Annotated in this window: 12 protein-coding genes; 3 read left to right on the forward strand and 9 right to left on the reverse strand. The window is 51.7% G+C overall.

Features of this window, described 5'->3' with window-relative positions; all coding sequences use genetic code 11:
• Window positions 1-234 precede the first annotated feature (234 nt).
• Genes M3G15_RS17715 through M3G15_RS17730 form a run of 4 tightly spaced genes read right to left on the reverse strand, consistent with a single transcriptional unit; the run spans window position 235 to window position 5266 of the window.
• Window positions 235-735, reverse strand: a complete 501-nt coding sequence (locus tag M3G15_RS17715; RefSeq protein ID WP_036644960.1) for a carbonic anhydrase — start codon at window positions 733-735, stop codon at window positions 235-237.
• Window positions 735-1121: a Na-translocating system protein MpsC family protein gene (locus M3G15_RS17720; protein ID WP_009224705.1), complete on the reverse strand. Its 387-nt coding sequence runs from the start codon at window positions 1119-1121 to the stop codon at window positions 735-737. Before M3G15_RS17720 ends, M3G15_RS17715 begins: the two co-directional genes overlap by 1 nt.
• 21 nt (window positions 1122-1142) lie before the next feature.
• Entirely contained in the window at window positions 1143-3758 is a 2616-nt protein-coding gene (locus M3G15_RS17725) for a DUF2309 domain-containing protein (protein WP_157273395.1), read from the reverse strand.
• Window positions 3758-5266, reverse strand: a complete 1509-nt coding sequence (locus M3G15_RS17730) for an NADH dehydrogenase subunit 5 (RefSeq protein WP_397376640.1) — start codon at window positions 5264-5266, stop codon at window positions 3758-3760. Before M3G15_RS17730 ends, M3G15_RS17725 begins: the two co-directional genes overlap by 1 nt.
• A gap of 647 nt (window positions 5267-5913) precedes the next feature.
• Here M3G15_RS17730 and M3G15_RS17735 point away from each other — a divergent pair.
• From M3G15_RS17735 to M3G15_RS17745, 3 genes are all read left to right on the forward strand, one after another.
• Window positions 5914-6267, forward strand: a complete 354-nt coding sequence (locus tag M3G15_RS17735; protein ID WP_260071637.1) for a hypothetical protein — start codon at window positions 5914-5916, stop codon at window positions 6265-6267.
• Window positions 6268-6398: 131 nt separating this feature from the next.
• Window positions 6399-6890, forward strand: a complete 492-nt coding sequence (locus M3G15_RS17740) for a cation:proton antiporter regulatory subunit (RefSeq protein WP_260071638.1) — start codon at window positions 6399-6401, stop codon at window positions 6888-6890.
• Between the two features lie 146 nt (window positions 6891-7036).
• A complete protein-coding gene (locus tag M3G15_RS17745) occupies window positions 7037-7894 on the forward strand; it encodes a YitT family protein (protein ID WP_260071639.1) in 858 nt (285 codons plus the stop codon).
• Between the two features lie 60 nt (window positions 7895-7954).
• Here M3G15_RS17745 and M3G15_RS17750 read toward each other — a convergent pair whose 3' ends face one another.
• The 5 genes from M3G15_RS17750 to M3G15_RS17770 form a co-directional block, all read right to left on the reverse strand.
• Window positions 7955-8797, reverse strand: a complete 843-nt coding sequence (locus tag M3G15_RS17750) for an aldo/keto reductase (protein ID WP_009224699.1) — start codon at window positions 8795-8797, stop codon at window positions 7955-7957.
• 233 nt (window positions 8798-9030) lie between these two features.
• Window positions 9031-11061 (reverse strand): glutaminase family protein, encoded by a 2031-nt coding sequence (locus tag M3G15_RS17755; RefSeq protein WP_260071640.1) that lies wholly within the window; start codon window positions 11059-11061, stop codon window positions 9031-9033.
• Window positions 11062-11129: 68 nt separating this feature from the next.
• Window positions 11130-13457 (reverse strand): hypothetical protein, encoded by a 2328-nt coding sequence (locus M3G15_RS17760; protein ID WP_260071641.1) that lies wholly within the window; start codon window positions 13455-13457, stop codon window positions 11130-11132.
• A gap of 82 nt (window positions 13458-13539) precedes the next feature.
• Window positions 13540-16581 carry an alpha-mannosidase gene (locus tag M3G15_RS17765; RefSeq protein ID WP_260071642.1) on the reverse strand — a complete coding sequence of 1014 codons (3042 nt, stop codon included), beginning with the start codon at window positions 16579-16581 and terminating at the stop codon, window positions 13540-13542.
• Window positions 16582-16605: 24 nt separating this feature from the next.
• The gene (locus tag M3G15_RS17770) at window positions 16606-18075 is read right to left on the reverse strand and encodes an extracellular solute-binding protein (protein WP_260071643.1); all 1470 of its coding nucleotides are present in this window, start codon (window positions 18073-18075) and stop codon (window positions 16606-16608) included.
• Window positions 18076-18136 lie beyond the last annotated feature (61 nt).

Genomic DNA, 18136 nt, shown 5'->3' on the forward strand with positions numbered 1-18136 from the left:
AATTATAAATGGAATGATCTTCCGCTTCATTTCGGACGATTTCCGGCAAATATTTTCGATTTGCCTTCTTTTATTAGTAGCTTTAGAATAAAACATTGGGGCTGGGCGACCCCGGAAATCCGTCAAAAAAATATATGAACGATACAAAAAATTGGATTCGAAAGCAGAATACGGTTGGAAAGAGCAGTATGAATCCATTCTTGATCCGAATCCACGACTAATTGCCTGGAATGACTACCCCAGCTCAACAATTTCCCTGTCTTCATTCAGGAATAAACCGTGAATCCTGACGTCTGACGGTACTAATGGATGATTGCTAAGCATATCAACACTTTGCTGTACGCTCTCCTGCACAGATTTGCCGTCTGACAGCCATTCCTGCAAGCTCATATTCGGGAAATCAATCTGGTTACTGCTTAATAGATAATTTATTATTTGCATTTTATCTCTTAATTCTACATTTTTGTGAAGGTGATCATATAGAGTCGGGGTATCATCAGTAATATAATGCCGCTCATGTACTCCTACCACATAAATTTCTTCGATATCCTGGCCATATACAAGTAGAAGTATGGTGCGCATTAAATCTCCGTAACGATGAGCAATCAATGGCCCTGCAACACGTAATGTCACCATGCTGTCCGGTTTAATTGGAATTACTTCATATATTTCAGGTTCCATTTCATGGTGCAATCCTGTCAATAGCAGTACTTTCTTCTGCTGTCTCATATCCATCAGTTTCCCTCCTTCGGGCGACTTGAAAGAAGTTTCTCCAAACTGCCTGAAAGCTTGAATAACATCACTCGCTCACCGGTCTGAGTGCTGACATCAGTGAAGAAGCTCAACACTTCCAGACCGGTGATATCCAGGATAATTTTCTTCAAATCTTCAACACCTGATTCGACCAGACGATTTCGATTCGTCTTCACATGCAGCAGACCTTCTTTGTCCTGACACAAGGAATATTCGGCAGGAGTCAGGACTCTTTGCATTGTAACAATAATCATATCCCTCAAGATATCTGACTTGACAAAGACAGACCCTCTCCCGAGATAACTTTTCTCCCAGTTGGTCAACGCTTTACTTATTTCCGCTTCCAACGTTCCTTTGGTTTTATCCAAAATATTATCCTCCTCTACTAATTACGACCAGCTTTTCCACTGTCCTTCCGAATCAATGGATGCCAGACGCAACCACCTGTTCTCTATTTTTTGCCGAAATTCAGGAACACGCCTCAACAATCGATCCACGTATTCTTCAGGTGCCTGGATGACTACCAGCAATCTCAGTGGAGTATGATACAATTCCCCCTCCGATCTCATGACGGTTTGCCAGGGAAGACCAAATAATAAATCGCTAGCATTCCCCTGCATAACGCCAATACCGGAAGTTACGGTTTGTGTAGCTTTATCCCCGCTTCCATAGTAGTGTGGTACAACCGCAGACGCATAATACTGCAAATTAATCCATTGCGCTACCTGAACAGGCCCTGCGATAATACTTTCAAGTATCGCTCCGTCCGTATCCTTTTGCCACTCGTAATTATGGAGGAATACTCTCCCCTCAAGATCGCAGTTCATGGTAAGCCTGCATTCTCCTATAATTATTGCAGCATTGCCTGCCAATCCCCATTCCGGGCGCAACTCGCTCCAATCTTCCGCCAAGCGTTCTGCTGCCGCATAAGGAGGGTGTAAAATCAGACTATTGTTGGGTAATTTGCTTATTCTATCAGCTTTCGCCTGTTCGCTTATGTCCGGCAGCACGCTTTGGACATGATTTAAGGCTCTATAAGCTTCTTTTGAAAGCTCGGGCACGTATACCCAGTTGATCTCATCCAATGTGGTGACATGTTCGGCGGCAGCAAACGCCGTACATTCGGGAATCGATATCCCTCTTGCTGCCAAAGCATTCCGAATTTCCGGTTCATTGCATAGCTTTGCCAGCACACGTGCATTAAATTCTCCCGATGCTCCTCCGCAAGCGCCGCAATCCAGTGCAGCTGCATACGGGTTATTGGCACTCCGGCTGCCATGGCCGCAGAACACAACCAGCGGAGCAAATTGTTCAGTAAGTCCCATAGAAACTAATGCCTGCTTTACATAATCTGCCTTCTCCTCAATAGTAAGCCTATCAGGCCATTCAGATCGGTGACAGATTTCAAAATCAGTTTCAGGCTTGCTCATCCATGCTTCTCGAATTTGGCGAATGAACGTCCCCGTTTTCCGAGGCAGGATGCTGCGAAAGAACAACTGCATGCTGAACCACGGGGCACTGATCTCCGGCAGCAGCAAACTGGTCAAGAGATTCTGCTTCATTGTTTGAAATGCATTATGAATGGAATTAATCAGTTGTTTTCTGTTCTGATACCTTTCCGTCTCTGAGGCAGTCGAAATTTCAACAACCCTTAATTCAGGTTTGCTTATAACTGGCAGGGAAGGATGTTGACGAACGGATCCGAGTTCATATTTCTCGATCGGCAAACCAAAGAAACCTGCCGTTCCCAGAGTCTCGAACGGTCCAGACTGTTCAATCTTCCGTCGTAAAGGTTCCGAACGAACATCGATACAGAATACAAATTGAGCTGCAACGGTTGCTGCATGTTGATCAGTAGATCTTCCTTCAGAAAAAATAATCATTTCTTTTATACGATGTTCATAGGTTTCTTCCCACGCTTCCAACAACAGGCGCTTTTTGGCGAAAAGATCGAAATCGTATGCAAGCATAATGCGCGCTTTGATTTCTTCGTCCGATAATTCTGACCATAAGCTTAAGGGGATTCCGCCCCAATGAATAGCCTCGGCTAACAAGGGCTTAACCGATATTTGAACCTCTTTTTCGGGCTTCAGCTTCAGAAGATGGGGTTGAAGCAAAGTCCACTCCACCCAAATCCGCACTGCAAGATAGTCCGTCATCAATGTATTGGGTTTGCTGATGTGCTGTGAACGCCACAGCATCGCGCCAGCCCAGCCAGGCAAGGCAAGCAAGTGCGCCTTTAAATAGCCTTCAATCATGGACTCCGGAATATTCAATGCAGACAAAGCGGCCCAAAGTGTTTCTTCGGAAGTTTCTGGCAAAAGTTTCAGAAACTTGCGCATCTCTTTCGTCAGACCTGGTTCATACCTAATGATTTTTTTCCATGCGTTGTAAAATCCATTTTCACGAAACGGCATCGGCCATGAAGCTTGAGATTCATCCAAAAATAATTTACACCATTTAATCAGGAATCGATCCAGTTTGCTAGCTAGCTCGATACCTGACTGTTGTTCCAAACGTCTGCTGTATGTTTGAAATTCACAGCTTTCCGTAATTTGGAACCCGGTTCGCCTTACTTTTTGCACCAAAGCTGATAACTCGGGTGTTGCGAATAATGCCTCAGGCGGTCGATCCAGCTTAAGTGCAGCTCGGCAAAACTGCTCTGCCGCCTCTCGGGGCAAATCTGGCAAATGCATATCGAGCCATTTCTGCATTGATTTTTCAAGAAACTCCTCCCGAATTTCGCCTTGATTTTTTGCCTGACACAAAATTGCTTCACTAGGATAAATATCAATTCCACATATTTGCATTTGCCGTCGAGCCGTTTGCTCAAATGATTGCTCTTCCAGCCCCGCCCATGGGCTACGCGCCGCAAATCGGTGTATCGGGTCAAGCGGAACGATGACTTTTAAAGCCGATTGGACAAATTGATTTATTTTTAAATGAGAAAGCGCTGATTGTTTGTCTGAATTTGGCGATTGGTCAAATGCGGCAACTGTATTCATCAGTACTGTGTCCTCCTTGTAACTGAGGTTGAAATAGGACTTCTGGAACGAACCTCAACCGAATTGCTTTGCGGTTCACTTAACCTCAAAAGCCAAAGATAAACAACAACGGAAACCGGTAATGTGCGATTACGAATAAACCATGCAATAAGTAAGTTAAATGTTACTAAAATGATCAGGAAAATAAATACAATATTCAAGGACAATGTTGTCCCCTCCGGCAACGCAGTATGCAAAAGTTGATAAAATGCTCTGTGAATTACTTGAAACAAGACCGCGGCTCCAGCAATCAATATGATGCCCGTTATTTTGTTGATCCAGCCGCGACCGGAAGCTACAAGTTGCTTCCATGATATGAATGCAGACAGACTGAGAATTACAGCGCTAATCAATTGATAGGACTCCCCATGTGAACTGATCCAAATTCCTGTCCCTACCGCAAGACTGATAGCTCCGCCAGCAATGACCCATAAACTTGCCGCAGACTGGGAAAGGTGAGGATCACGTTCTTTAGGTTTCGCCACCGAACCCGATTGCAGAAATTGTGTCGCTTTAAACAAACCATGCAGCACTGCGTGAGCAATAGCCGCCCAATAGGATCCTAACGCACATTGAACCAGCATAAAGCCCATCTGGGCTATAGTAGAACCTACCAATTGCCGCTTATAATCAACCTGAACCAGCATAATTCCGGTACCCAGCAGGACAGACAAGCTCGAGATAACCAAAAGCATCAGTTGACTATCTTCAGTGGCCAGCGGAGCCAAACGAGTCAAGATAATCCCACCGCCATTCACAATCCCTGCATGCATGACTGCAGATATAGGCGTTGGCGCAATAGCGGTGTCCAGCAACCACCGCTGAAACGGCCACTGCGCTGCCGGAATCATAACTGAAATAACAAGCAGCATATTCAAGAAGAATCTTTCTAGTGAATGAAGATCTTCCATGCTGCTTTGCGAATGTAGCGAAACCTCCCAATTTCCTGTTCTCCAGCCAATCCACAACAACGTGACCGACAACAATCCCCAACTTCCTGCCAAGAACTTGCCGCTTAATGCCGCTGCGTGTCTTGTCGCCGGCCATTCTTTCCTCAAACCGATAAGCCCGGTTAATCCCCATAAAGTAGCCCCCCAACCTGCCAATAACAAGCGGAAGTCGTTACTCAGCCAGGTAATCGAAGCAGCTGCTGCAGTGACCGTCAATAGGGTAAAGTATTTACGATAAGATCGGTCCGCAAGCAAGTAGCGCATGGAATACTTCTGTACAAAAAAACTGATCGTGGTGACAAACCATGCCATTAGCCAGGACAAGCGATCAAAGTACAACGGACCGCAGCTTGCGCTCTCAGATGCTAAGACCAGCGACAGAAGCGCTATGACAGGAGGCAGTGTCAAAATTCCAAGGTGAAACGGAATATACTTCAACGGAGCTTTGAGGCCTATTATCATCAAACCGCTCAACAATGACACTCCGAGAAATCCCAAAAAAAGAGTTGAAAATGGCACAGACAACGTTCCTTTCAATGAAATCTAAAATAAAAAACCGACAACTTCGGGTTCCGCGGTCTTAATGCCACGAATTCCAGAAAATTGCCGGTTTACTTTCAACTAGCATCTCTCGCACTTTTGAAAAGTCTACCTGATTCTGTAATCTCAGTTCAAGATTTATCTTTTCAACCCAGTCAATAAAATTAACTGTTTGCTAAGACATTCTTGAATTGCACTATTTATATGTCTAGTTTATATTAATTCTTAATAATCTGTCAATCATGCGCGATCACTCAGTTTAAAATGTTACTAACGAGGCAAACGCTATGGCTGCCCGGAACAGAAGAGCGCTCAACTTCAATATTGCCCTGCCTGATCGGTATTTCAATTGCTGCTTGCCCACTCCCAAGTTGTTAGGCAAGGAGCGTTGCGCAGCACGTGTAAAGAAAACATTCGACACGGCCAAAACACCCGTAGCGCGGTTAATTGAATTAGACGTACTAACACTGGAACAATCCGCACGCTTACAAGCGTATCAGATTTCCCAAGATCCGCTTGCATTATACCAACAGTTGGATCGATGCTTTCCCTATATCTTTGGAAAGAATGACGCCAATATGCTATCCTTAAGATAAGTAAATAGATGTCGAGGGGAGGGATGACGCATGACAACGCAACAACTAAGGCTTCGTTGGTTAGCTGTGGTGGTATTGACGTTGGTCCTGGCGTTGTCCCTCCCTTCCTTTATTTCATCCCCCGTTCATGCAGAGTCTCGTGGGGAAGAGACGCTTGAGACCGATTATGGCCACATACAGCACAAGGTATCGCTTCGCCTCAATAGTACGCCGTCTTACGGCAAGCTGTTTGTCGACAGAACCCCGCATCAACTGGATACCGTCCCGGCCCTGATCAGTTTTATGCTGCTGGCGCCATGGGCGCGTTTCCGACCGTTATTCTGCCTGCTGTTAAAGCGGCGTCTGCTTATGCCCATCAAATTTACGAGCATGTTCGTGGCTTAACCGAAGTTGTATCGTTTTTTGATCCAGTCTCCTGCATGACCTACACGTTTTTTTTAAAACGAAATCGCATGAGGCTTATTTTGTAATACCCAAAATGGAAAATGACTCTAAAAACTGGAGGCTTGACTCAAATGAATCTCAAAGAAACAGATCTGCCAGGAATCGGAAAACAATTCGTGATCCAGGCCCGCAGCGGCGACAAACTCTCGATCGTTATTCACAATGACGGCCGGCGCGAGTTATCTCATTTCCAAGAGGACGATCCGGACAACAGCGTCTCCATGGTGACCTTGGATGACGATGAGGCGAGATACGTCTCAGCCATTATCAGCGGTGCGGCATATAAGCCAACGGCAATGGAGAACATTGAAGTGGCTTTAGGCGATCTGATCATTGAGTGGTATAAATTGGATTCGAATTATAAAGCGATCGGCAAAACCATCGGTGAGCTGAAAATTCGTCAGCGTTCTGGTGCGACGATCATCGCAGTGATCGAGAAGAACCACAAGAAACACATCAATCCCGGACCTGATCTGATGCTGACCTCCGAGGCGACGGTCGTCGTGCTTGGCGAACGGCTCCATCAACAGCAAATCAGACAGATCCTATTAAGCGGAAAATAATTCATTGGATCATCTCGTGCTGAAGGCGGTTTGTCCTTCGCCCTGATCGCGGCGATCCGATGATCTACCGTCCGCGATCTATCCGTAACTCGGTATAAGAACCGCCTGCCCTTGATGATGGGTTTATCCAGTAAGGAGGGGTCGGTTTGAAACACCAGTTGAGAGTTCATTCCTCCAGGAAGGCCCGCGGCGGCTTCAAGCCTCTTATTCCGACGTTTGGTCGTGCTGCCGGCGTCATAGCTGGCGCATCGCTTGCTTCCGTCGGCTTAGAGCTGTTCCTGATGCCCCACAGCATCGTCGTTGGAGGAATGACCGGTTTATCCGCATTGCTGGCGTTAACGACGGAAATGCGGCTTGGATTGTTCTTGTTCTTGCTGAATCTGCCCTTACTCTTTCTCTATCGTAAAAATATCCATGGGTCCTACGGGATCTTCACTGTGATTGGCGTATTGGTATTTTCACTGGGGACGCTTGTGCTCCATCCTTATCCTTCCCTGATTGACGAGCCGCTGCTGGCAGCGCTGATCGGGGGATTATCACTGGGACTTGGGCTTGGTTTAGCTCTGCGTTTTGGAGGGGCGCTGGACGTTGCGGAGAAAGCCGTGAAGCAGCTCCAATATGGCAGATTGTCCCCGGAGCGGATCTTGCTGATGCTGAACTGTCTGATCCTGATCGGTGCGGGCTTTCATTTTGGCTTTCTGCAGGCCCTCTATTCGGTTATCGCCTACCTGTCCGCCTTCGAAGCCGTCAAACTTCCGGTCCAAGGTGGGATCTTCACCCTAACGGTGCGGATTAAGAGCCGGCATTGCGCCGCCATCCAGGGGGAGCTGCTTCGATATCTGAACCGTTCGGCCGTTTATCGGCTGGGTCCCGAAGCACCCGGGGACGAGGAAGGGATGGGCATTTTGGAATTCCAATGCCATCGGCTGGAGCGGTCCCGCTTGATTTCCATCGTCCATCAATGCGACCGCGAGAGTGAAATTACGTTTCTTCCAAGGAAATAACGAAATGAGCCGCAGGAATTTACTCCTGCGGCTCGTTCGTTTTCGGGGGTACGCGTAATATTAAAATTCTTCGTAAACGGCAGGATCCTGGTTTCTAATCCGCCCGTCCGGACGGGATAAGCCATTGATCTGCTTCATCTCTTCCTCGTCCAATGTAAAGTCAAAGATCGTGAGGTTCTCGATCTGCCGAGCTGCAGAGGCCGATTTCGGGATGGATACAGCGCCCAGCTGATAATGCCAACGCAAAATAATTTGGGACACCGACTTGCCATGCCGTTCGGCGATTTGCCGGAGCGTCTCATGCTGCAACACCTCATTGCCATGGGCCAGCGGGCTCCAGGATTCCGTGACGATTCCGTGCGCTTCATGATATTTGCGCTGCTCGGCCTGATTAAAGAACGGATGCAGCTCAATCTGGTTTACGCTTGGCGTCACGCCCGTTTGCTCGATCAGGCGGTCCAGGTGGTCCGGCAAGAAATTGCTGACGCCGATGGAGCGGATCAGCCCCCATTTTCGGGCGTCGATTAGAGCTTGCCACGCTTCCACGTAATGCCCTTGAATCGGATTGGGCCAATGAATCAAATACAGATCGTAGTAATCCAGCTGCGCCCGGTACAACGATTCCTGGATCGCCTTGACCGCTTTATCGTACGTGTGGTAACGCCCGGGCAGCTTGGACGTGATGATCAGCTCTTCCCTCGGTACCGCAGAACGCCTTACCGCCTCACCAACCGTTCCCTCGTTCTCGTAGTTATACGCGGAATCCAGCAAACGATAGCCGGAGCGGATCGCGTGAACGATTGACTGCACACCTTCGCTGCCACGGAGCGTGTAGGTTCCCAGCCCGACCACCGGCAGCTTCAAACCGTCATTTAACGTCATTTCCGGAATGATATGACCCAAGATGAACACTCCTTTCGGATAAGTACTCTCTCAGACTATCATAATCGAATCTATATGAAAAAACGAACAGAAATCGCCGAAAGCGGCGATTTCTGCGGAATGTATATAAAATTTCGAATAGATTTGCGTCGAAGTCGGCCCAAAACCAAGATTCTATCTGAAATATCGAATAGAATCGCTTTTTTCGGTGTGAACTGGCAAATTTTATTCGAAATATCGAATAGATTCAAATACTACGCACGATCCCATCCACGATCTTTCAGCAGCTTGATGAACAAGCCGCCAACTACCGTCCGATGCTGAAAGCCGATCTGCCGCGCCGTCTTCGTGTCGTACCAATCCGTGAACGGTACGCGGTCCGGCGTCTCGTTCAGGAATACCCAGAGCGGCTCAACGATCCGCTGGAAGTCTTCGCGCGTCTCCGCGAGCGCCCCCGCCCAGACGAGCCAGTCGGCCTTCGTATAGGCTGCCCGATTATCCAGCGGTGTGCCATACCGTTCCTGTTTCTTCTGATACCATGCCACTTCACGGCGGATGATTTCCTGATTGAACAAGCCAGTTCCGAAGATGCCGTCCCAGACGAGGTTATATTTTAGACTCCAGGTCCCCGGCTGACCAAAGGCGAGCAGTGTATGGTTCTCGTCACTCGGATCGGCGGCGAGGATTTCCCATTGGCGAGCCATTTCCGAAGAGGCTTGACGGTAGCGCTCGGCTTGTTCCTTGTCACCCAGCATTTTGCATAGCAATCCGTAGCTGGCAACGCCCATCACGGCTTTCGCCGACAGGTTCGCGTTGCGCGCCAGATGTCCGGCGAAATCATCGGTACATAATTGATGCTCCGGATCAAGCCCATGCTTCACCAGATAGTTGGCCCATTGGGCGAGCAACTCACGATGCTCCTGAACGAAGCTTGTATTCCCGTCAGCCAGCGTAACTGCGGCCGCCATGACCAGCATATTGCCGCACTCCTCCACCGGCATTTGCCCCTCCAGCTTGTTCTCGCCGTAAACCTGACCGTTGGCCAGCGGATATTGACCCACGTCATGCGGAGCAAATTCAAACGTCCAGGCGTCGCTGGCGGCGTATTTGAAGATCGGACGCATCATGCCTCGGACCAGCTCCGGCTGGTACAGCAAGAACAGCGGAATTGAAGGGTAGCTCACGTCCACCGTGGCAATACAGCCGTTACTGAAGCATTCCTTCGACATGAACAGCACCTGTCCCTCAGGATCAAGGACCAGTTTATGCGCTGCAATCGCCTGCCGGTAGGATAAGGACAGGATATCGGCATATTTCTCCCCGCCGGCGCGGATTGCGTCCTCGCGCAGCTTGGCATCAAAGGAATCGCAGCGTGCAAGAACGTCCGGATAATCCCGAAACGCTTCGCTGAGCAGGGTCGAGAAGGTTTTCCCGTCTTTTCTCCAATACGCCTCCAAAGGCTGACCAAAATACTCAATCGCATATACGTCGTCATAGGCAAGAACGATTAAGTGCGTCTTCTCGTCCGTTCCGGTCACTTCACCGACATTCCACACCGAAGCCATAGCGAGCTCAGCCTCGCGAACGGGCTGTGGTTGGGATAGCGGAGCCGCACCTTCCTGAAGACGAACCTCACCTTCGCGAACGAATTGCTTGCGAATCTGTGCCTGATCCAGATAGGTCTCTACATCCGGCGTCTGCTTGACGGCCAGCATGAAAGTGCCCCAATCGATCCGCTGGTCATCGCCGGAGCTATGGAGCGGGTTCTGCTCGACATGTCGGACCTGCAGTACGGTGAGGTCTCCCTGCACCTCTTGTTGCCAAGTAATCGCCTGATCGGTTTCATTAACGCACCATTCCCCGGTTACGTCGACATAGACCCGCACTTGGTGGGGCTTCCCGTCGAGGGAACGCACGCGGAAAGCGACATAGGAAGCCGGCCGCGACAGCAGCTCCAGATCGTCCGGCAGCAGCGGACTTGTAAAGGTCACGTCCAGCGCAACTCCTCCCGCCTCGAACTGATAGCGGGTGGAGAGCGGCGTGACTTCAAGTCCGGTTTGGTTCATCGCCTCCGGCTCTGTATAATACCGTTCCGGGTTAGACTCGACGCGTCCGGCAAACCGCCAGGCTACGCCGTCGATATACACCAGGCCAGTGAACGCCTGCCGACGCCCGGTCCAATGGCGAGTGAAATCGTCGGTCAGACGATCAGCCATCGACCAGACGCTGAAAAAGGGATCAACGGTGACCAAAGGTACTGCCGGTGGACGCAATTTTGTGTTCATTTGTAATCTGCCTCCTATCTGGATCTCGCGATTTGTTAAATCACTTTTTATCTGTTAAACTTCGTTTCCTATTTCGTCACGGTGATGCGGGTTCCTCCATCTCCATGCTCGTAATGAAGGAGCAACGTGTGTGACTTCGCGTCCCATTCGAACTGCAGGGAGATGATTGGCGCCGAAGCAGAGCCGTCTTCCTGCTGCGGTCCCAACACTTCTGCCGTCACCGCCGTTGGTCTCGCTTCACAGCGAATCCGCGCCACGGCCTGCAGCGGTCGAGGCCCCTTGGCCGTAAACGTAATGGCGGTTTCATCCTCGCGATAATCCTCAATCCGGGAGGATGCAGCAATCACTTTGGAGCCGGGTTCGGAGTCGGTGCTGTGGCTGCCCGGTCCGGTGTATGCTAAATCATAAAGTAAGGCCTGGCGTCCGGGTTGCACCGCAACTTGCTCTTTGACCGGCAAACCGGGATCAAGCAAGTCAACGAAAAGTCCTTCGAGCTCCAGCGGCGCATCGCTGACTGACTCGGTCATGACGGAAGCGATCACATACGGACCGCGGCAGAGATGAAAATAGTTGACTGGTTCCCAACGGAGCGCGTCTGCTGGAGCCGGCTTTCCTTCTGCGGAGCCTTCAGCAGCTGTCTGCGCTGCGGGTGAATCCCCCGCCGCCGCAGGTGCTTCCCCGCTACCCAGCAACTCCATCGCTTCCCATACTGCGGCGCGATAGCGTTCCGCCGCCTCTGCACTCTCCGCGATCCGATTCGGCCGCAACGGCAAGTAGCTGACTAACCCAGCGCCAACTCGGGTGATGCCTTCTGCTGCTGCCCCGGCCGCGCTTGGCAAGCCGAGACATTCGAATAGATGAGCCCGAGGAGAATCGTAGCGTCGCCGTCCCTGATTCCACCATTCCCGTACCCGGTGATACGGATCGCTGTCGTCTCCAACGTAAATCAGCGCTCCGCCTTCCCGCACCCATTGGGCCAAAGCGTTATGCAAATCCGGGAATTCCGGCTTCATAAATTCATAGCTTAAAACCAGCACGCGGTAGTCATCCAAATATCCCGGGAACCGCCGAACGTTATCAAGCTGGACCGGCCGTACCGGCAGCCCATGCTTGACAAGCGGCAGCGTCAGCCCATAAAAAGGCGAGAAGTTCAGCAACTCCACCGCCGAATCATCGGTCAACTCCACCTCGTTCGTCCCGTCGTATTTTTGCATAAAACCGGACGTTTGCGTCCCAATCCGTTTCCGCTGGAACATGGCTGAATCGGCCAGAAGCACGCCGGTGACGGCGGTATTGCCGTACACCTGGACCTCCTCCTGGTCCATATTCCCGAGCGTATGCATTACGTTCAGCAGCACGGTCGCGTAATCGGACGGAATCCCCTCTTTGCCGTTGCCGTCCGCGGAAGGATATTGGCCCTGAAAGATCCGCCGCGGCCAAGGGGCAACCTCATAGCGCGAAACCGCCGGATGCAGCAGCGAAGCGATCAGCGTCTTCGTGTAGTTCTCGCGGTAATCGATCCACGTCCGTGTCGGATCGTCCTCGATCGGATCGTGCAGGAACCACATGCGGCGGTGCGTCCCGCGCACCAGTTCCTGCATGATGCCATATTCCAGGAACGCCGTCTCGAATGTCCGCTCCGCACGTTTCCCTTCGTATACGTTCGCGGTGCGCGATGTCCCCGTCCAAATTTGGGCGATATAACCGTCAATCGCCGGCAAGTCGAGCAGCCGGGATTCCGGACTGACGATCCGCCATTGGGTGTAGTTAATCAAGCTGTGGGTGGGTACAAAAAAACGCAGCGGTCGATTATACCGGACCAGCGAATATTCCTTCAACGCCGAGCAGATACGGTCCAAACAACGCGTGTACAGATAAGCCTTCAGCTTGGAGGCGCGGAATTGCGCGTCCTCCGAAGTATGGGGCGGTTGCCAAGGCTCGTTATAGTAATTGCGCCATTCACGCTGGAATGCCTCAGAGTATCCGCCTTCCACCCAGAATTCCGGTTCCTCCAGGTGAATGGCCTCCACACCGGCATCCACAGCCGGCCGAATCCGCTCGATGAGAAAATTCGCATAGCTGATGGTTGGCACCATGTAGGGAATATCCACCGAGGTTCCGTGGATGATCGTCTCGCCGTCTTGATATTTCTGGGCTTCGTCCCAATGGGAGCGGCCGTCAACACGGCCGTTCAGATAGTCCTGGTAACCGCCCCAGGACACCCCGGTCATGAGATGCACATGGTAGCCCCGCTCAGCCCATTCGCGAATGCGCTGAGGCATCGACTCCCCAATGCCGTACACCATCACAAAATCCGTCTGCAGATCATAGGCCGCATGATAAGCGCCGCTTTCCTGAAATCCGGTCCGTTCTTCCGCCCGTGCTCTTCCCGTCACGCCTAAGCCCTCCCTTGTAACTTAGAGTTCGTTCACAGCCAACCTCATTCACAGCTAACTTATAACCTCTACACTCTATCCATCATTCAGCCAACTGAACGCGAATCGATTTGATCTCAAACGGTGTAAATTGCAAGCGAATCCGATCCGTATTTTCTGCTAGCAGCCCGATCGGCTCCTCCAGCAGATTCACCTCTTCAATGGTTCGGCAAGCCGGCCCAAAGCTCAGCTCTCCATCCGCCCCAGCTCCTGCCGTTTCGTACAGACGAACGATCAGATGATCGCTGTCCTCGGCTTTCTTCACCGCTTCCACCATCACGTTAGGATGCTCAATCGTAAGGAAAGCTTTCCCGTGCAAGGAACTGCTGTCAGACTTCCCGCCGCCTTGAGGCGTCACCGGGATGGCCGCTGCGGATGCAATCGGAATGTTCAGCTCATAGCCTTTGCGGTATACGCCGGCTTGGATAAAGTCGCCCGCATGCGGGTACAAAGCATAAGTGAAGCGATGCTCCGCCCGATCGGCCTGCGGATCCGGATATCCCGGGCTGCGCAGCAGGTTCAAATCCAGCACGTTGCCTTCCACGCTGTGCCCGTATTTGCTGTCGTTGAGCAGCGCCACGCCATAATCCGGCTGCGACAGATCGAGATAATGGTGAGCGCAGATTTCGTCGCGGGCAAATTCGATCGCATTATTCCGCGTCGTCGGCCGCTTTAACACCCCAAACTGAATTTCGCAGTTCACCTGATCGCTCACAACGGCCACCGGGAAAGCAACCCGGAGCATTTTACCCGTTTCTCGCCAATCAGCTTCCGTATCAAAGCGCAGCAGACCATCACCTTGCAGCAAGCGGATCGTTTGCTTTAACGTCGATTCCCCAAAGCGGTAAACCTGCTCAACAACCGCCTGCGGCCCCGAAACGTAAGCGCGTCGGCTTTCCAGCGTCATCGTTCCAGCAATCGTATCGCGATAGTCGCGCGGGAAATCCCAGGCATCGCCGTCATCATGGTAGACGGTAAATACGTTGGCCTCAGCGCCCGGCTGAATCGCTTCCCGTCCGGCGGCCTTATCGTACAGCGACACGATGCTGCCGTTCTCGGCAAACCGAACCGCAAGCCGTTCATTCTCCAACCGGAAGTCCTCGGCAATCAATGCTTGTTCCGAAGCCGATGGTTCTGCCGCAGCCTCCGTGAGCTTGCGCCAGCTCATCGCCGGCACTTGCACATACTTCCAGCTTCCGCCGATCTCTACCCATTCCTGCCGGTCCCAAGGCAAGGAATTGAACAGAACAATTTCACCGGCGGCAGCTCCGGACCGCCCAGCGATTCGTCCATAAGCTTCCGCAATCATCGTTTGGACTTCCTCCAGCAGCTGAGCGTAGCGCTCCAGCGACTCGTCGTACACCCGGGTGATCGAAGATCCTGGCAAAATATCATGGAATTGGTATAAGAGCACTTCCTTCCAGATCTTCTCCAACCGGGCGGCAGGGTACTCTGCAGGGCTTTCGCCCAGGGCAATCTGCAGCGAAGCCGCGAATTCGAGCTCACGCAGTGCTTTTTCCAGCTTGCGGTTATACCACTTGTTGCGCGCCTGCGTGGTTAATGTCCCTTGGTGCTTCTCCAGATACAACTCACCGCGGTACGTTTGGAACCGCGAAGCCTCTTGTTCCAGCCGCTTGAAGAAGGTGATCGCAGGCTCCTGAACGACCGGCGGGAGTCCCAGCAGGTTCACCTCCCGCTCAAGCCGCTCCAGGTGCTCTTCTCCTGGTCCACCGCCGCCGTCGCCGATCCCAAACAGCATCAGCGCATGCTCCGAGACGTTCCGATCGAGATAGTCCCGCTCGATCTTGGTCAGCGACCGCGGGGCCGCTGGGCTGTTATAGGTATCCTCCGGCGGCAGGTGCGTCAGCACCTTCGTCCCGTCAATGCCTTCCCACAGGAAGCTGTGGTGCGGATGCGTATTGTAGGTGCTCCAGGAGAGTTTCTGCGTCATCATATAGTCGACGCCGGACTTCTTCAGCAGCTGCGGCAGACTGCCCGTATACCCAAAGACGTCAGGCAGCCACAGCACCTTCATGTCCTTGCCGAACTCCTCACGGAAGAATCGCTTGCCATACAGGATTTGCCGCACTAATGCTTCGCCGCCGGAGATGTTCGTATCCGGTTCGACCCACATCGCGCCTTGCGCTTCCCAGCGTCCTTCGCGGACCCGCTCCTTCACTTCGGCGTACAGCTGCGGATAGTGCTCCTTCATCCACTGGTACAGCTGCGGCTGGCTTGCGCCAAAGACGTAACTCGGATACTTCTCCATGTTCCGCAGCGCCGTAGAGAAAGTCCGGGCTCCTTTGCGGATCGTTTCGCGGATCGGCCACAGCCAGGCCAGGTCGATATGCGCATGGCCGATGGCGCTGATCGTCAGGACAGAATCCCCGCCTTTCTTCGCCAATTCGCGGGCCACATACGCTTTCGCCAAGCGTACCGATTCCTCATTGATCTCCGACAGCTGAAGAGCTGCCTCGTAGACGGATTGCAGGACCTGGGCTTTTCTGGCGCTGGAATCCGGCAGCTGCTCAACCAGCTCGATTAACACTTCCAGATCGTAGGCCAGTTGCCGGGCTTCCTCATGGCAAATGGCGATGTCCGCTTCCTTCAGCGTTCCGCTGCGATAATGTCCAAATAGGTCATTGCAGCCGCCGTCTCCCCACAGATTGATCGTTTCCCCGCCTCGGGCGGCAGCGCTGACGTCCACCACCCGCTTACCAGGCCGACCTAGGCTGTAGTCGAATTCGGAGCTAACGTTCGTTAAGCCTTGTCGCGGGGTTCCCGCTTCATCCACGAGACATAATTCTCCATTAATATCGATCAACAGAACGACTTTTTGGCCAGCGGCCGTTTCCGGTACGGTCCCTTGAAAATGAAACCAGGCGCAATCCCACAGCTCTCCCCATTTATCCCCGGGCTGAAGCCGTATGTGCCGGCCGCTCATTCGCTCGGCGTAAGGGACCGGCTCTTTCGTTACCCAAGCTTCAACCTCAAGCCCGGCAATCGGGCGGTAAATGTAATCCTGCAGTTTGGCAAGCCTTTGCTTTGCCTTTTGGATCATAATGTGGTTCGTTTCATACGGCATGCTGCATCACTCTTTCAATATAATTTACTTGGTATAGGCCTCCGCTTTCTTCTGAGCGTCATCCAGAATAGACTTGATATCCTCCTTGGTCATTAACGCTTTCGTCACGGCTTCACCAAAGATTTGCCATACCTTGGAGTCTGAATTCTTAAACGTTGGCAACCCTTGCACATTGCCGGCCATCGCCAGATAGTGCTGATACATTTCCGGATGCGCCTCTTTATATGCATCGGTCTCAGCCACCGATTTCAGTACAGGAGACCGGACGCCTGTATCGGCGATCAGTTGTTGGATCTCCTCGCTGTACATCGCGCGGATGTACTCAAATGCAGCTTCCTTGTTCTTTGCATCCTTCGGTACGGCATGGAACGCGGCGCCGATGGTGATATTGCCGGCTTTGCCATTCGGGGACAGCGGAATTTGCGACATTCCGTAATCGATTCCGATTTGCGAGCTCTCGATCGCACGCCACGGTCCATCGATCAGATATGCGATTTGTCCTTTTTTAAACGCGTCAAAATACGTTCCTTCAGTAGTGTTCACCATCAATCCAGCCGGATGGTTGGCGTTAAGCTCTTTCAAGAACTGTACCGTTTCTACGTTGGCATCGGAGTTAAAGACAGGTTGGCCTTGATCATCCGCAAATCCTCCGCCATTGATAACAAGCAAGGTACCATACCGCAAATACCCGCCGGCATTCGGCCCGGCATAGACCCCGCCGCCGTAGAACTTCCCTTTGCCTGCTTCCGTTACCTTCTTCACGTTAGCCAACAGCTCATCCCAGGTTGCTGGCGCTTTGTCCGGATCCAGGCCTGCCTCCTGCACCAGCTTCTTGTTCCAGAACAAGCTGCTAACGCCAGGTTGCGAGGCAAAACCGTAAATTTTGCCGTCATACTCCATCGGCTTCCAGGCTGCCGGGGCTACTTTTTCGCGAATTTCTTGGGCCATGTCGTCCGGGAACGGCTCAAGCAATCCCTGTTGGGCAAACCCAGGCATTTGTGTTTCCCCAACGATGATGTCGGGCATGTTTTTCGCCAGGAATCCCGCTGTTTGCTTCTGGATCAGCGGTTCGCCCCAACCCCAGTCCTCGGTTTTGACCGTAATGTTTTTGCTTTTCATTTTCTCGTTGATAATCGATTGATAATAGTACGGGAAGACGCCGGCTTTTTTCAGCGGCTGACCAGGCGTATAGTTGTAATCCTCCTCTGTAATCCGGGGATTCAGCGTCTCGTCGGCGATCGTTTTTTCCTTGCTTTTCTCCAGCAGCTCGCTCAGCACCCCGACGCCAATCGCTACGGCTCCTTCATTTAATACGGTAATGGTAGCGCCTTCAGTTGACGACGAACCTTCATTTCCCGAAGCCCCATTCTGGCTGGTTCCCGAGGTGTTCGCGGCTTGATTGCCACCTGTGTTGCCGCCCCCAGATCCGCAACCTGCTAACAAGGCGATGAGCAACAGCGATAGAAACATGACATGCATCTTTTTCAACAACATGCTTGAACCCCTCCAAAATTCATTTTATTCAGCGTGAGTGTCCATTAAGTCAAGTTTTCAA

This window comes from Paenibacillus sp. p3-SID1389 (assembly GCF_025151705.1).
Classification (GTDB): domain Bacteria; phylum Bacillota; class Bacilli; order Paenibacillales; family Paenibacillaceae; genus Fontibacillus; species Fontibacillus phoenicis.

Excerpts from the sequence above, each read along its gene's own strand:
- M3G15_RS17715 (WP_036644960.1), bottom strand. The coding sequence starts at position 735 with ATGGATATGAGACAGCAGAAGAAAGTACTGCTATTGACAGGATTGCAC.
- M3G15_RS17725 (WP_157273395.1), bottom strand. The coding sequence starts at position 3,758 with ATGAATACAGTTGCCGCATTTGACCAATCGCCAAATTCAGACAAACAA.
- M3G15_RS17735 (WP_260071637.1), top strand. The coding sequence starts at position 5,914 with ATGACAACGCAACAACTAAGGCTTCGTTGGTTAGCTGTGGTGGTATTG.
- M3G15_RS17740 (WP_260071638.1), top strand. The coding sequence starts at position 6,399 with ATGAATCTCAAAGAAACAGATCTGCCAGGAATCGGAAAACAATTCGTG.
- M3G15_RS17755 (WP_260071640.1), bottom strand. The coding sequence starts at position 11,061 with ATGAACACAAAATTGCGTCCACCGGCAGTACCTTTGGTCACCGTTGAT.
- M3G15_RS17765 (WP_260071642.1), bottom strand. The coding sequence starts at position 16,581 with ATGCCGTATGAAACGAACCACATTATGATCCAAAAGGCAAAGCAAAGG.
- M3G15_RS17770 (WP_260071643.1), bottom strand. The coding sequence starts at position 18,075 with ATGTTGTTGAAAAAGATGCATGTCATGTTTCTATCGCTGTTGCTCATC.